Origin of the sequence: Burkholderia sp. 22313 (genome assembly GCF_052045245.1) — a bacterium.
In the GTDB taxonomy this organism is placed as follows: Bacteria; Pseudomonadota; Gammaproteobacteria; order Burkholderiales; family Burkholderiaceae; genus Burkholderia.
Genome location: NZ_JBQEON010000016.1, coordinates 107,540 through 121,604, shown reverse-complemented (window position 1 = coordinate 121,604; position 14,065 = coordinate 107,540). Strand labels below are relative to the sequence as shown.

General features: G+C 68.8%; 13 protein-coding genes. 7 read left to right on the top strand and 6 right to left on the bottom strand.

Annotation, left to right across the window (positions count from 1 at the left end; all coding sequences use genetic code 11):
* Nucleotides 1–260: 260 nt before the first annotated feature.
* The 3 genes from ACTJKF_RS15665 to ACTJKF_RS15655 all read right to left on the bottom strand — a co-directional run bounded on the left by ACTJKF_RS15665 (nt 261) and on the right by ACTJKF_RS15655 (nt 3,349).
* Nucleotides 261–464 carry a DUF2970 domain-containing protein gene (locus tag ACTJKF_RS15665; protein ID WP_006750787.1) on the bottom strand — a complete coding sequence of 68 codons (204 nt, stop codon included), beginning with the start codon at nt 462–464 and terminating at the stop codon, nt 261–263.
* Nucleotides 465–608: 144 nt separating this feature from the next.
* Nucleotides 609–2,690, bottom strand: coding sequence for a pyridoxamine 5'-phosphate oxidase family protein (locus tag ACTJKF_RS15660; RefSeq protein WP_440624423.1), 2,082 nt, complete (start codon nt 2,688–2,690; stop codon nt 609–611).
* Nucleotides 2,691–2,704: 14 nt separating this feature from the next.
* Complete coding sequence (locus ACTJKF_RS15655) at nt 2,705–3,349, bottom strand: glutathione S-transferase family protein (protein WP_440624422.1); 645 nt, start codon at nt 3,347–3,349, stop codon at nt 2,705–2,707.
* Between the two features lie 127 nt (nt 3,350–3,476).
* On the opposite strand from ACTJKF_RS15655, the gene ACTJKF_RS15650 reads away from it, so the two are divergent.
* Nucleotides 3,477–4,430, top strand: a complete 954-nt coding sequence (locus ACTJKF_RS15650; RefSeq protein ID WP_440624421.1) for a LysR family transcriptional regulator — start codon at nt 3,477–3,479, stop codon at nt 4,428–4,430.
* Nucleotides 4,431–4,447: 17 nt separating this feature from the next.
* On the top strand, nt 4,448–4,861 hold the full coding sequence (locus tag ACTJKF_RS15645) for an NAD(P)H-dependent oxidoreductase (RefSeq protein ID WP_440624420.1): 414 nt from the start codon (nt 4,448–4,450) through the stop codon (nt 4,859–4,861).
* 7 nt (nt 4,862–4,868) lie between these two features.
* Here the strand turns inward: ACTJKF_RS15645 and ACTJKF_RS15640 are convergent, their stop codons facing one another.
* The 3 genes from ACTJKF_RS15640 to ACTJKF_RS15630 are packed head-to-tail and all read right to left on the bottom strand — an operon-like array spanning nt 4,869 to nt 6,282.
* A complete protein-coding gene (locus tag ACTJKF_RS15640; protein WP_440624419.1) occupies nt 4,869–5,300 on the bottom strand; it encodes a helix-turn-helix domain-containing protein in 432 nt (143 codons plus the stop codon).
* Nucleotides 5,288–5,569, bottom strand: coding sequence for a type II toxin-antitoxin system HigB family toxin (locus ACTJKF_RS15635; RefSeq protein WP_440624418.1), 282 nt, complete (start codon nt 5,567–5,569; stop codon nt 5,288–5,290). The genes ACTJKF_RS15640 and ACTJKF_RS15635 overlap by 13 nt, the downstream gene beginning before the upstream one ends.
* Before the next feature lie 53 nt (nt 5,570–5,622).
* The gene (locus tag ACTJKF_RS15630) at nt 5,623–6,282 is read right to left on the bottom strand and encodes a TetR/AcrR family transcriptional regulator (protein ID WP_440624417.1); all 660 of its coding nucleotides are present in this window, start codon (nt 6,280–6,282) and stop codon (nt 5,623–5,625) included.
* Between the two features lie 87 nt (nt 6,283–6,369).
* Between ACTJKF_RS15630 and ACTJKF_RS15625 the strand changes: the two genes are divergently transcribed.
* From ACTJKF_RS15625 to ACTJKF_RS15605, 5 genes are all read left to right on the top strand, one after another.
* Complete coding sequence (locus ACTJKF_RS15625; protein WP_440624416.1) at nt 6,370–7,272, top strand: SDR family NAD(P)-dependent oxidoreductase; 903 nt, start codon at nt 6,370–6,372, stop codon at nt 7,270–7,272.
* Complete coding sequence (locus tag ACTJKF_RS15620) at nt 7,269–8,831, top strand: flavin-containing monooxygenase (protein ID WP_440624415.1); 1,563 nt, start codon at nt 7,269–7,271, stop codon at nt 8,829–8,831. The genes ACTJKF_RS15625 and ACTJKF_RS15620 overlap by 4 nt, the downstream gene beginning before the upstream one ends.
* A 7-nt stretch (nt 8,832–8,838) precedes the next feature.
* Nucleotides 8,839–9,825 carry an alpha/beta fold hydrolase gene (locus tag ACTJKF_RS15615; RefSeq protein ID WP_440624414.1) on the top strand — a complete coding sequence of 329 codons (987 nt, stop codon included), beginning with the start codon at nt 8,839–8,841 and terminating at the stop codon, nt 9,823–9,825.
* A gap of 355 nt (nt 9,826–10,180) precedes the next feature.
* Complete coding sequence (locus ACTJKF_RS15610; protein WP_440624413.1) at nt 10,181–12,286, top strand: collagen-like triple helix repeat-containing protein; 2,106 nt, start codon at nt 10,181–10,183, stop codon at nt 12,284–12,286.
* 128 nt (nt 12,287–12,414) lie between these two features.
* Nucleotides 12,415–13,698 carry an isoprenylcysteine carboxylmethyltransferase family protein gene (locus ACTJKF_RS15605; RefSeq protein WP_440624412.1) on the top strand — a complete coding sequence of 428 codons (1,284 nt, stop codon included), beginning with the start codon at nt 12,415–12,417 and terminating at the stop codon, nt 13,696–13,698.
* Nucleotides 13,699–14,065: the final 367 nt, after the last annotated feature.

The window sequence follows — 14,065 nt, the reverse complement described above, 5'->3', positions numbered from 1 at the left end:
TCGCGCGGCTTGTCATGCGGGGGACGCTTCGAACGCCGCGGGGTGGGCGCCGGGCGTTTGCGTGCGCCGTGGGTCGGAACGGCGGCATGCCCGTCGCGCGCGACATCGCGGCGTGGCGCGCATTTTACCCCGGGCGGGGCTGAAGGCCGGGAATCGGATAGAACCGCGGAGGATGGAGAAGACAACCGAACACGCACTGCACCCGTCACGCGATGCAAAGCGAAACGCGAGCGACGACGCGCTCGCGCAACAGTGATGACTCAGAACCCCTGCATCGTCACCGTCGGATCGACGACCAGATGGACGACGCCGTAGATCACCGCGCCGACCAGCACCGCGAGCACGATCGCGACGAACGGCAGCAGCGTGAAGTTGACGTTCGCGAGATCGGACGCGTGCGCCTTGCTGTTGCGTACGCCGAAGAAACTCCACAGAACGAGGCGGATCATGCTGAACAGTTTCATGAGGGTGCTCCTTTTCTCTATCGGTTGACGCTATCGTCGATCCGACAGGCATCCGAAAAAAGAAGCAGTTGCATGCGCTTTTTGCGCAGCACGCGTCGTGCGACCGCGTGTCGCACGGTTGTCCCGCGCGACGCCGCACGTGCGTCAGCGGTCGAGCACGAGCGGCTCCACGTCCCCTTCGGCAGGCCGTGCGACGCACAGCAGCGCGCAGCCGGGTTCGACCGCCGCATCGGGCGGCTGCACGTAATCGACCACACCGGACAGCACGCGCGTCGCGCACGTGCCGCACGACCCCGACCGGCATTCGGACGGCACAGCCACGCCCACGCCTTCGGCAAATTCGAGCAGCGTGCCGTCGGCGGGCGTCCACGCGGCGTCGCGCGCCGAGCGGTGGAACACGACGGGCACGCTCGCCACTGCCGGCAGCGCTGCCGTTGCCGTGCGGGCCACGCTGCGGACGACACTCGACGGCCCGAACGCCTCGAAGCGGATCCGCTCGTCCGGCACGTTCAGCGCACGCAAGCCGTCGTACAGATCGCGCATGAACGCGGACGGCCCGCACAGGTAGAAGTCGTAGTCGTCGAACGGCAGGAGGCGCTTCAGTTGCGCAAGATCGACGCGCCCCGGTTGCGCCGTGCCGTCGCGCCGCGGCTGGCTGTCGAACCAGTGCAGCGACACGCGAGTGTCGGCGTTCGCGATGCGGGTCAGTTCCGTCGCGAACGGCCGGTCGGCCGTCTCGCGTGCGCCGTGCACGAACACGATGCGGCGCGACGGCGTGTCGTCGGCCAGTGCGCGACGCAGCATCGCGATCATCGGCGTGATGCCGATACCGGCCGATACCAGCACGGCCGGACGCGGGCTCGCGACGTCGAATGTGAAGCGGCCGCGCGGCATCTGCGCATCGAGCGTCATCCCGGCACGCGCGTGGTCGTGCAGCCAGGCCGACACGCGTCCTTCGCGCTTCACGGTAATGCGGTAATGCGACGCACCGGGCGCATCGGACAGCGTGTAGCTGCGGATCGCCGGTGCGGCGCTGTCCGGCAGCGCGACGCTCAAGGTCAGATGCTGACCGGCTTCGTAGGCCGGCAACGCGCTGCCGTCCGCCGGTTCGAAATGAAACGAACGGATCGCGCGCGCTTCGTCGACGATCTTCGCGATGCGCAGCGGGCGCCAGTTGGAAGGCGATGTGGATATGACTGCCGATGCCGATGATGAAACCGATGCCGCCGCCCCTCCCGCGTTCGCCGCTCCCTTCCCCGCAAACTGCGGCGCCCGCTCGACCGCCGACCACCGGAACGGCAGCACACCCCGCGTGCGCCGCACTTCGCGCACATGAAACCGCACGACCCGCTGCGCGCCATCGAACGACGCGACAAGCGGCCCGTCCCACACGATCTCCGCCCGCGCGGCGACATACAGCAGGTCGCCGCTGTCGAAATCGACGAACAGCAGTCCCGCGCGCGGATCGTGCTGCAGGTTGCCGAGCGTATTGAAGAAGCGGTTGCCGCTGAAATCCGGCGTCGTCAGCGTGTGCGCGTCGTCGACGCGCACGAAGCCCGGCAGGCCGCCGCGATGCGACACGTCCGCGCCGCGCGCGGCGCCCGCACCGGCCGACGTGTTCGCGCTCGCGACGAAGAACGTGTCGGCCTGCGCGAGCAGCGCGCGGTCGGCGTCGGTCAATCGATCCGACACGTCGGACGCAACGACTTCCGCGGACGTCCCGCGTTCACGCGACACGAACGTCGGCGTGCGCCCCTGGATGTACTTCGCGCAGTTGCCGAAGCTCTGCTCGACCGCGATCGTCAGCGCGCCGCCGTCGACCGCGCGCACGACACCGTTCACGCGATTGCGGCGGCGCGTGTCGAACTCGATCCCGAGCCCGCCGAGCGGCACGCCCGGCTGCCACGCGCCGGCCAGCGGATCGCCGGGCAGCGCGTCGCCGTCGATGCGCAACGTGCGTGCATCCGGCGTCGTCACGAAGCCCGGCCGCCCGACCCGCAGCGTCGCCCACGGCTGGCCGCCCGCATCGACGCCGCCGAGCACGAAGAACGGCAACTGCGCGAAAAACGTCCGGTGCTGGTCCGGCATGAAGCGCCGGATCCCGCGCCGGCCGGCCGCGCCCGCGGCCTCCGTCACGCCCGCGCGCTGCTGCACGGCGAGTTCGCCCGCATGAAACGGCGCAGCGTCGAGCTCCCAACCCGGTACGGCGGCGGTCGGCGCGTTCATCACGTTCTCCCGCTTCAGGCGGCGAGAAGGCCGGCACGAGTCGACGGCATGCCGACGAAGCCCGGCAGCGCCTCGACGCGCGCGAGCCATGCACGCACGTGCGGATACGGGTCGAGCGACACGCCGCCTTCCGGCGCGTGCGCGATGTACGTGTACGCGGCGATGTCGGCGATCGTCGGCTGCGCGCCCGCGGCGAACGGCTTGCCGGCGAGTTCGCCGTCGATCACGGCGAGCACCTTCGCGGCCGTGCGCTTGGCCGCGTCGTGATCGAGCGGCGCGCTGAACACGGTGACGAGCCGCGCGGCGGCCGGCCCCGACGCGATCGGCCCGGCTGCGTACGACAGCCAGCGCTGCACGGTTGCCGCGCCGGCTGCGTCGTCGGGCAGCCAGTGCGCGTCGCCGTAGCGCTTCGCGAGATAGACGAGGATCGCGTTCGAATCGGCCAGCACGGTGCCGTCGTCGTCGATCACCGGCACCTGGCCGAGCGGATTGAGCGCGAGGAACGCGGGTGCGCGCTGCGCGCCGGCCGCGAGGTCGACGTCGACGGTCTCGAACGGCAGCCCGAGCAGCGACAGGAACAGCCGGACGCGATGCGCGTGCCCCGATAGCGGGAACGAGTAGACACGCACCGGACGGGCGGGCTTGCTGGCGGCGGACATGGGGAGGCTCCTGGATCTCGCGCCGCCGGGAATCGGCGACGAACAGCCCCCAGCGTAGCGCTCGCCGGCCGCATCCAGAAGGCGGATAATCGCGGAAACATTATCCGCTTTCATAGGACAATCGACGATGGCCGACCTGCGCGACGTGAACCTGAACCGGCTGGCGATCTTCGTCGCGGTGGTCGATGCCGGCTCGCTGACGGCCGCGGCCGAGCGGCTCGGCCTCGCAAAGACGGTCGTCAGCACCCACATGCAGCGCCTCGAATCCGAGGTCGGCGCGAACCTGCTGGTGCGCACCACGCGGCGGCTGAGCGTGACCGAGGCGGGCCGCACGTTCTACGACGCGTGCCGCGACATCGTCCGGGCGACCGAAACGGCACTCGACGCGGTGTCGTCCGACACGGGGCCGCTGCGGGGCACGCTGCGGGTAAGCGTGCCGATCGACTATGGTTCGCTGGTCGTCGCGCCGGCCATTGTCGCGCTGCGCGACGTGCATCCCGGTCTCGACGTCGAACTGATCGCGAACGACCGCGTCGTCGATCTGGTCGCGGACAACCTCGACGTCGCGATCCGCATCGGCCGCCTCGCGGATTCGAACTATCGCGCGGTGCAGCTCGGCGAATACGAGAAATGGCTGGTCGCGAGCCCTGCGTTCGTCGCGCGGCACGGCCTGCCGCGCGATCCCGACGCGCTCGCCGCGCTGCCGTTCGTGATGCTGTCGACGCTGCCGCGCCCGCATACGCTCGAGCTCGATCACGCGCGCGGCGGCCAGGCGTCCGTGCGCTGCGTCGCGCCGGTCGTGTCGAACACCGCGACGGCCTGCCGCGCGATCGCGCTCGCGGGCGGCGGTTTCGGGCTCCTGACGGATTTTTCGATTGCGGAGGACATCGCGGCCGGACGGCTCGTGCGGCTGCTGCCCGCGTGGCGCTCGGCGCGGGCCGGGATTCACGCGGTGTATCCGTCGACGCGGCTGCCGTCGCCGAAGGTGCGCGCGTTCATCGACGCGATGAAGGCGAGGATCGGGGAAACGGCGCGCGCGGCACCGGCGAGGACGACGCGGCCGAAGCGCTCGACACGGTGAAGCGTCGTCGGTCAACGATGCTCCGCGGCCGGCGCGCGATCTGCTCGGTCACGACCGGCGCGCCGGCGGCCACGTTCGGCCCGGGCGGATGCGGCGGCGACAGCGGCCTGCTGCTATGGCCGATTCATTACTCGCTGCATTACATGGGGTACGGCGTGCTGCCGCCGGTGCTCGCGCATGGCGTGCAGGACGCGCGCGGCGGCTATGCATATCAGGCCGATGCGGCACTGGCGGCTGAACTGGCCGCGCAGCGGGACACGCTCGGCCGTCGGCTCGCGAACTGGCAGACGGATACGCCGCAGCGGTTTCCCGGTTGGGACGAGTGGGACGAGCGCGGGAAGCTGAAACCGAGGGTCACCGCGTATGACCGGTTCGTGCGGGGCGGCGCGCGACTCTCTCGCGAAAAATTCCGTGACATCGCCTCGGGCTGACTTGCGCTCAGACGGGGAAGAATGCTGCGGGACTTACCTTAAATCGACGGGATAGCTCAGTAATTTGACGCACGTTTAGTTCGCGCTTCCCACTCAATACCTCTGAAACAACACCCTGACTGCCAATCTCCGGAAGGTCCGCCTGGCGAACGTCGTTCTCGAGCATCAAGTATTTAAGCACGTCCACCGCAGATGCCTCCGGCAGACTGTGATGCGCGTCGTCATATTCGCTGATGAATTCCCCGAGCGTATCCGCAAGCGAAGCAAGCTTGTGGTGTTCGTCAGCCGCTCCGGCATCGAGCAGTGCGTTAAGTGCGCGCACCGCAAAGTCGTAATCTCGATCGGAGGTGATCGGATGAAGTGGCACCTTGAGCGAAATAGCTTCGAAGTGCCGTGCCAACTCGTCAATGTCGTTCCGTGAAAAAGTCAGGGCTTCCATTTGTTGTACTCCTTGTGCGTCATGACTTCCCGCACATATAGCTTCTGCGTGTTGAAATGAATGGCGGCAATCAGCCTGTACTTGTTTCCGCCAATGTCGAACACGTAAAAGCTCCCAACCTTGTCCGTTGCATTAAAGGCTTTCTTAACGTCGGCAAAGTTCGTGAAAAAGCTACCCTCGATCGTCCTGCGCCACATCTGTAGCGGAACAGATGCATCCGCATGAATTGCGGCAAAGTCGACCAAAGCCTTGTTTGAGATTACTCGCATCAAACGACATTATCTCAGACTGAGATTGCCAACAAGGGCTGTTACAAAATGACCTACCCGCCCGCTTCCCGCAACGTCCCCAGCAGCACCTTCCTGCAACTCGCGACCATCTGCGCCTCCGGATCGCGATACCCGGTGAGCAGCCACGCCGCGCCGACGTTCGTCATCGCGCCGACGAGCGCGAGCCCGACCAGCCGCTGCTCGGTGCGCTCCGCGGGCGTCACGGCCTCGCGCGCCGCGCCGATCGCCATGATCAGCTTGCCGAAGTCGATCAGCATCCGCTGGTACGTCATGTCGGTATCCGCGCTCACGCCCATCACCTCGAGCAGCAGCACGCGCGCCGCGCACGGGTCGCGCAGGAAGTCGAAGAACGCGGCGAGCCCCGCGTCGACGCGCTCGCGCAGATCGCCGCCGCGCCCGGCCACCGCGCGCGCGACCGCGTCGTGCAATTGCTGCGCGTGATGCAGGTAGGTGCAGCGCAGCAGATCCTCGGTGCTGTCGAACGCCGCGTAGAAATAGCGGTCGTTGAGTTTCGCTTCCTGGCAGATCGACCGCACGGTCGCCTTGCGGAAGCCGACCGTGCCGAACACGCGCGTCGCCGCGCGGATCAACGCGTCGCGCCGCTCCGCCGCCCGCACCTCAGGCGCGACGCCGCCGTACGCCCGACCCCGTTTTTCCGTTTCGAGTGCTTTCTCCATTTCGCTATTTGACATCATGACACCCGAAAACTAAAGTGGTGACAAACAACACCACAATAGGCGCGCCGCCGACACAGCGCAAGCGGAACGGGAGGAACGACGATGAAGGGGTTTTCCGGCAAGGTCGCCGCGATCACGGGCGCCGGTTCGGGCATGGGCCGCAGCCTCGCGGTCGAGCTCGCGCGGCGCGGCTGCGAGCTCGCGCTCGCCGACGTCAACGATGTCGGGCTGGCCGCCACCGCGGCCGCGTGCACGAAGCACGGCGTGCGCACGAGCATGCGCCGGCTCGATGTGGCCGACCGCGACGCGGTGTTCGCATGGGCCGATTTCGTGCGCGCCGAACACGGCAAGGTCAACCTGATCTTCAACAACGCGGGCGTGTCGCTGGCCGCGAGCGCCGAGACCGCACGCCTCGCCGATCTCGAATGGATCGTCGGCATCAACTTCTGGGGCGTCGTGCACGGCACGCAAGCGTTCCTGCCGCATCTGCGCGCGTCCGGCGACGGGCACGTGATCAACACGTCGAGCCTGTTCGGCCTCATCGCGATGCCGACGCAGAGCGCGTACAACGCGACCAAGTTCGCGGTGCGCGGCTTCACCGAAGCGCTGCGCATGGAGCTCGAGCTCGACGGCGCGCCGGTCAGCGCGACCTGCGTGCATCCGGGCGGCGTCGCGACCGGCATCGTCAATGCGAGCCGCGTCGACACCAGCATTCACGCGCTCACGGGCCAGAACGAAGCCACTCACCGCCGCCAGGCGAACCGCCTGATCAACGCAACGACGGCCGACGAGGCCGCGCGGCAGATCCTCGCCGGCGTCGAGCGCAACGCGCGCCGCGTGCTGGTCGGCGCCGATGCGCGCCGCCTCGACAAGATCGCGCGCCTGCTCGGCGCCGGCTACCAGCGGCTGGTGCTGCGCCACGTGCGCCGTGCCCGCGCCCGCAATCTCGACCGCACGGATGCACCGTCCGCACGCCCGACCACGCCAACCCAGGATGCCGCATGAACTCGACGACGACCGACCGGCGCGACGCGCCGCCCGCCTCCGGCGACAGCCGCGACCTCGACGTGCTGATCGTCGGCGCCGGCCTGTCCGGCATCGGCGCCGCCTATCACCTGAAACAGCGCTGCCCGTACGCGAGCGTCGCGATCGTCGAGGCCCGCGACGCGATCGGCGGCACCTGGGACCTGTTCCGTTATCCGGGCGTTCGTTCGGATTCCGACATGTTCACGCTCGGCTACAGCTTCCGCCCGTGGCACAGCGACAACGCGATCTCGGACGGCCAGACGATCCTCGACTACATCCGCGACACCGCACGCGCATACGATATCGACCGGATGATCCGCTACGGCCAGAAGGTGGTCGCGGCCGACTGGGATTCGAACCGCGCACGCTGGACGGTGCGCATCGAGCGCACGCGCGACGGCGCGGTGGACACGCTCGTCCGCACGTGCCGCTTCCTCTACATGTGCAGCGGCTATTACGACTACGACGGCGGCTACCTGCCCGACTGGGCCGGCATGGAATCGTTCGAAGGCCGGATCGTGCACCCGCAGCAATGGCCGAAGGACCTGTCGTACGCGAACCGGCGCGTGGTCGTGATCGGCAGCGGCGCGACGGCCGTCACGCTGGTGCCGTCGATGGCGAGCGACGCGAAACACGTGACGATGCTGCAGCGCTCGCCGACCTACATCGTGTCGCTGCCCGCGCGCGACAAGATCGCGAACGCGCTGCGCCGCGTGCTGCCGTCGCGGCTCGCGCACCGGCTCGTGCGCGTGAAGAACGTGCTGCTGACGATGTACCTGTACAACGTATCGCGCCGCAAGCCCGAGCGCACGAAGCGGTTCATCATCCGCGCGGCCGGCAAGCAGCTCGGCCCCGATTTCGACGTCGCGAAGCATCTGACGCCGCGCTACATGCCGTGGGACCAGCGTGTGTGCCTCGTGCCGAATGGCGACCTGTTCAAGTCGATCCGCGCGGGCCGTGCGTCGATCGTCACCGACGAGATCGAGCGCTTCACGCCCACCGGCCTGAAGCTGAAGAGCGGCCAGCAGCTCGACGCGGACGTGATCGTCACCGCGACCGGGCTGAAGGTGAAGATGCTCGGCGGCGCGCGCGTCACGGTCGACGGCCGCGCGGTCGATTTGCCGCAGACGGTGTCCTATAAAGGAATGATGTACAGCGACGTGCCGAACCTCGCGTCGTCGTTCGGCTACACGAACGCGTCGTGGACGCTGAAGGCCGAGCTGATCGCACGCTATGTGTGCCGGCTGCTGAACCACATGCGCGCGAACGGCTACGACACCTGCGTGCCGCGGCTCGGCGCCGGCGATCTCGGCGACGTGCCGGCCGTGAACCTGAGTTCCGGCTACATCCAGCGCGCGGCCGGCATCCTGCCGAAGCAGGGGCACCGCAAGCCGTGGAAATTCCACCAGAACTACGTGCTCGATCTCGCGTCGCTGAAGTTCAGCGGGCTCGCCGATTCCGCGATGCAGTTCGAACGCCGCGCGCAAGCCGGCCCGGCCGCCGCGCCGGTTGCCGAACCCGTACTCGAAACCCGTTGAGGCCGACATGAGCCATACGCTCCATCTGATCCAGAACATCCTGCTCGGCGTCGTCGTGGTGCTCGCCGCGCTCGCGCTGTTTTCCGCGTACGTCGCGCGCCGCGTCACGCGCGCGTTTCCGCCCGAAGGCCGCTTCGTCGACATCGGCGGCGACCGCATCCACTACGTCGAGTATGGCAGCGGGCCGCCGATCGTGTTCGTGCACGGGCTCGCCGGGCAATGGCGCAACTTCGCGTACCTGCCGCTCACGCGGCTCGCGCAGCACCATCGCGTGATCCTCATCGACCGGCCCGGCGCCGGCCGTTCGCTGCGCGGCGCCCGCTCGCAGGCCAACGTGTTCGCGCAAGCCCGCACGATCGCCGCATTCATCGACGCGCTGAAGCTCGACCGGCCCGTGCTCGTCGGTCACTCGCTCGGCGGCGCGATCGCGCTCGCGGTCGGCCTCAACCATCCGGAGAGCGTGAGCCGGCTCGCGCTGATCGCGCCGCTGTCGCACGAACAGACCGAGCCGCCCGCGCCGTTCAAGCCGCTGATGCTGCCGTCGCCGCTGGTGCGCCGCTTCGTGTCGTGGACCTTCGCGATCCCGCTGACGATCCTGACCGGCCGCAAGGCCGTGAGCCAGGTGTTCGCGCCGGAAGCCGTGCCGCGCGACTTCCCGGTGAAGGGCGGCGGACTGCTCGGCCTGCGCCCGCACGTGTTCTATGCGACGGCGACGGACCTGCTGTCGGCACCCGTCGACCTGCCCGCGATGGAGCGCCGCTACGCGGAGCTCGCGCTGCCCGTCGACGTGCTGTACGGCCGCGCCGATCCGATCCTGAACTGGCGCACGCACGGCGACGCGCTCGCGACGAAGTCGGCGCGCGTGCGGCTGACGGTCGTCGAAGGCGGGCACATGCTGCCGGTCACGATTCCGGACGAAACCGCGGACTGGCTGCTCGGCGTCGCCGCCGCGGCGGAGGCTGCGCCGGCGCAGGGGGCGCACGTCGAGCATTGAGGCTTCATCCGGAGCAGACGGGGCGGCCGCGCGTGATGGCGGCGCCCCGTGGCCGCGGTGCGGCCACCCGTCACGGCGCGCCGGTCAAAGATGCGGTGCCCGGTTCGCGGCCGGCCGCGTCAGCCGTTGAACGCTACGTAACATCCGGCCGCGCGTTACGGCGTCTTACGGGAACACTCCGGCAACCGCCTCCGGCCCATCTGTTTCACCCATCACACGAAATCGCCATTCCTCCGTTTAAATCGCGCCGATCTTCCCGATTACCGCAACAAAGCGCCCGCGTATCGCGCGAAAGATTTCATGGCGCGGAAATTGCAGTAATGCCCCAGACACAACTTCCAATGTCGAGGGCACCATGCATCATTACTTAAAGAAAACGACGGTATCGCTTGCCGTCTTGTCGCTCGTCACACTGTACGGTTGCGGCTCGGTCGACGGGCCGGTCACGCCGACGGTCAAGCCGGGGACGTCGGGGACGTCCGGGGCGTCCGGCAATACCTCGACCGGTACGTCCGGCGGTGGTAGCTCAGGGACCTCCGGTGGCGGTTCGTCGGGCACGTCGGGAGGCGGTAGTTCGGGGACTTCCGGCACTTCGGGCACTTCGGGCACTTCGGGCACTTCGGGCACTTCGGGCACTTCGGGTACTTCGGGCACTTCGGGCACTTCGGGCACTTCGGGTACTTCCGGTACTTCGGGCACTTCCGGTACTTCAGGCACTTCCGGTACGTCGGGTACTTCCGGTACCTCGGGCACTTCCGGTACTTCGGGCACTTCCGGTACTTCCGGTACTTCCGGTACTTCCGGTACTTCCGGTACTTCCGGTACTTCCGGTACTTCGGGTACTTCGGGTACTTCGGGCACTTCGGGCACTTCGGGCACCTCGGGCACCTCGGGCACCTCGGGCACCTCGGGCACCTCAGGCACCTCCGGCACTTCCGGCACCTCGGGTACTTCCGGCACCTCGGGTACTTCCGGCACCTCGGGTACTTCCGGCACCTCGGGCACTTCCGGCACCTCGGGTACTTCCGGTACTTCGGGCACCTCCGGTACGTCGGGTACTTCCGGCACCTCGGGCACCTCCGGTACGTCGGGTACGTCGGGTACGTCGGGTACGTCGGGTACGTCGGGTACGTCGGGTACGTCGGGCACCAGCGTCACCCCGCTCGGCAACGTCCTTCAGCAAACCGGCACGCTCGTTGCGGGTCTCGGCACGACCGTCGCGAACGGCGGCGCCCAGGCTGGCGGCGTGCAGATCCCCGGCACGAACCCGACGACGGCCACCAGCATCGGCAACGCGGTCACGAGCCTCGGCAACGGCGTGCAATCGCTCGGCAACGGCGTCGCGGCCGGCCTCGGCTCGATCGGCGTGTCGCCGAACCCGCTCGGCCCGACGCTCACGTCGACCACCGGCTTGCTGAGCGGCGCCGGCGGCGCGGTCAACAACCTCGGCAACGCCGTGACGAGCCTCGGCACCGGCCCGCTGTCGCCGCTCGCGCCGGCGACGACCCTGGTCGGCAGTCTCGTCAACACGGTCGGCACGGCAGTCAATTCGACCGCATCGTCGCTGAACACGGCGCTGAACAGCGCGCCGGTGCAGCAACTCGAGACGCAGCTCGGCAGCGTGATCAACCCGATCACCAACACGCTGACCGGCGGCGTCACGACGCCCGGCGCCACGCAGACGCTCGGCAACGCGACCCTGCTCGGCGCCCCGCTCAGCGGCCTGCTGAGCACGCTCGGCAGCGGCCTCGGCCTCGCCGGTTCGCAGGTCGGCGGCGCGACGGGCAACCCGGTCGGCACGAGCGCCGGCGGCAGCGTGTCCCAGCTCGGCACCACGGTCGCGTCGACCGGCGGCCTGCTGTCCAGCGGCAGCTCCAGCAGCGGCACCAACCCGCTCGCCCCGATCACGGGCGTGCTCGGTTCGCTGACGGGGGGACTCGGCGGCGGCAGCAGCTCGAGCGGCACGGGCGGAACGAGCGGCACCAGTGGTGCCGGCGGCGGCCCGCTCGCACCGATCACGGGCCTGCTCGGCACGGTGACGGGCGCGCTCGGCGGCCTCGGTTCGAGCGGGACGGGTGGCACCAGCGGTTCGGGTGTCGGCGGCCTGCTTGCGCCCGTCACCGGCCTCGTCAACGCGCTGACGCCGCTCGGCACAAGCCTCACCGGCACGGTCACGACGCCGGGCGGCAACCTGACCGGCAACCTCGGCGGCGCGCTGACGAGCGGTCCGGTCGGCACGCTGACCGGCTCGCTGACTTCGGCGGCCGGCACGCTCGGCGCAGTCGGCACAGCCAGCCCGAGCGGCGCGGCCGGCACGGTGACGACGCCGTCCGGCAGCGGCACCGTCGCGGCCGGCCTGACCGGCAATTCGAACGGCACCACCACGGCTGGCGCGACCAACCTGCTGGCGCCGGTGACGAACCTGCTCGGCGGTCTGCTCGGCGCCACCCCGAAGAAGTAACGACGTAACGCTTCACGTATCAGAACCACAGGCCAATGGCCGGGCACATACCCATTCCAAGCCCGGCCGACGGCCGGCGTCACCCGCCAAGCGGGGGCGCCGGCCCTCATCCCGACGAGGATCCGATCATGAATTCCACGCTCGACGGCATCGCCGCGGCCCAGGACCGCCCGCCCCGTTCCGCCACGCCATTTCGCGCCGGCCTGCTCGGCATCGCGGCCGGCCTGTTCGCGCTATGGATCACGCGCGACCAGCCGGGCCTCGACGCGGCCACCCGCGCGGTCATCGCGAGCCTCGCGATCATCGGCACGATCGCGCTGCACGAAATCTTCATCTCGCGCGTCTACCTGCGCCCGAGCGCGGGACTGTCGCGGCAGGCCGTGCGCCCGCTCGGGCTGGCCCGCATCGCGACGCGGCTCGGCGCGCTGACGTCGATCTACGCCGGCATCGGGATGATCTACTGGCTGCTGCCCGAATATCACGGCGCGTTCTACCTGCCGTTCTGGTCGCTGCTGCGTTCGCTCGCGCCGTACGTGATCGTCGCCGCACCGTTCTATTTCGCGTGGATGGATCGCCACCAGCGCGAAACCGACGACGCGTACCTGCTGTGGGGCCGCTTCCTGTTCCGCCGCGAGCAGCCCGCGAGCTGGCAGCCCGTGCGCGAGATGCTCGCCGGCTGGGGCGTGAAGGCGTTCTTCCTGCCGCTGATGACCGTCTACCTGTCGAAGGACGCCGATCACCTGAGCGCGTCGCTCACGCACGCCGTGAACGCGCCGATGACGATCGCGACCTTCGTGTTCCTGTACGACCTGTCGTTCACGATGGACCTGATGTTTGGCACCGTCGGCTACCTGTGCACGTTCCGCATCCTCGACAGCCACGTGCGCACCGTCGAGCCGACCACGCTCGGCTGGGTCGCCGCGCTGATGTGCTACCAGCCGTTCTGGTCGCTGATCTCGAACAACTACATCCGCTATGAAGGTTCGCTGTTCTGGGACAACTGGCTGCTGTCCGCGCCGACACTGCGGGTGATCTGGGGCGCCGTCATCATCCTGCTGCTGATGACTTACGCGCTGTCGACGATCTCGTTCGGCTTGCGGTTCTCGAACCTCACGAACCGCGGGATCATCACGTCGGGCCCGTACCGCTTCACGAAGCATCCGGCATACATCACGAAGAACCTGTCGTACTGGATGGTGTCGGTGCCGTTCGTCGAGCCGCTCGGCTGGCAGATCGGGCTGATGCACTGCGCGGGGCTCGTCGCGGTCAACCTGATCTATTACACGCGGGCGAAGACCGAGGAGCGGCATTTGATGCGGGATCCGGACTATCGCGCGTATGCGGAGTGGATCGCGCAGCATGGGTTGTTCGCGCGGATCAGGCAGGCATTCGGGGGGCGGCAGGCGGGGTGAGGCGACAAGCGCCGGGATGCGGCATCGGCCCGCCCCCTGTTGCGACCAATTGTCGCGAATCCCCCGCGATTCGCCCCCTTTCGTCGCTTTTCTCCCGCAGTCCGATTGCCCGCCCCCGGCGCGTCGCGTATGGTGCTGACCGTCCGCGTGCGCCCCGTCGCCCGGACCTCCGACCGTCGTCGCGCACGACGGCCGCGCGGGCCGTGCCCGCCATCACCGTCTCCGCGGCCCCGCCCTTCGGCGCCGCGCATTCAAGAGGAGAGAGGCGTGATCCACAAAGTCCTGATCCTGTTCGCACTCTGCATCGCGGGCCTCGCCGCGATCGCCGCCGGTTTCCAGCACATCCCCAGCTGATTCGCGGCCCCGG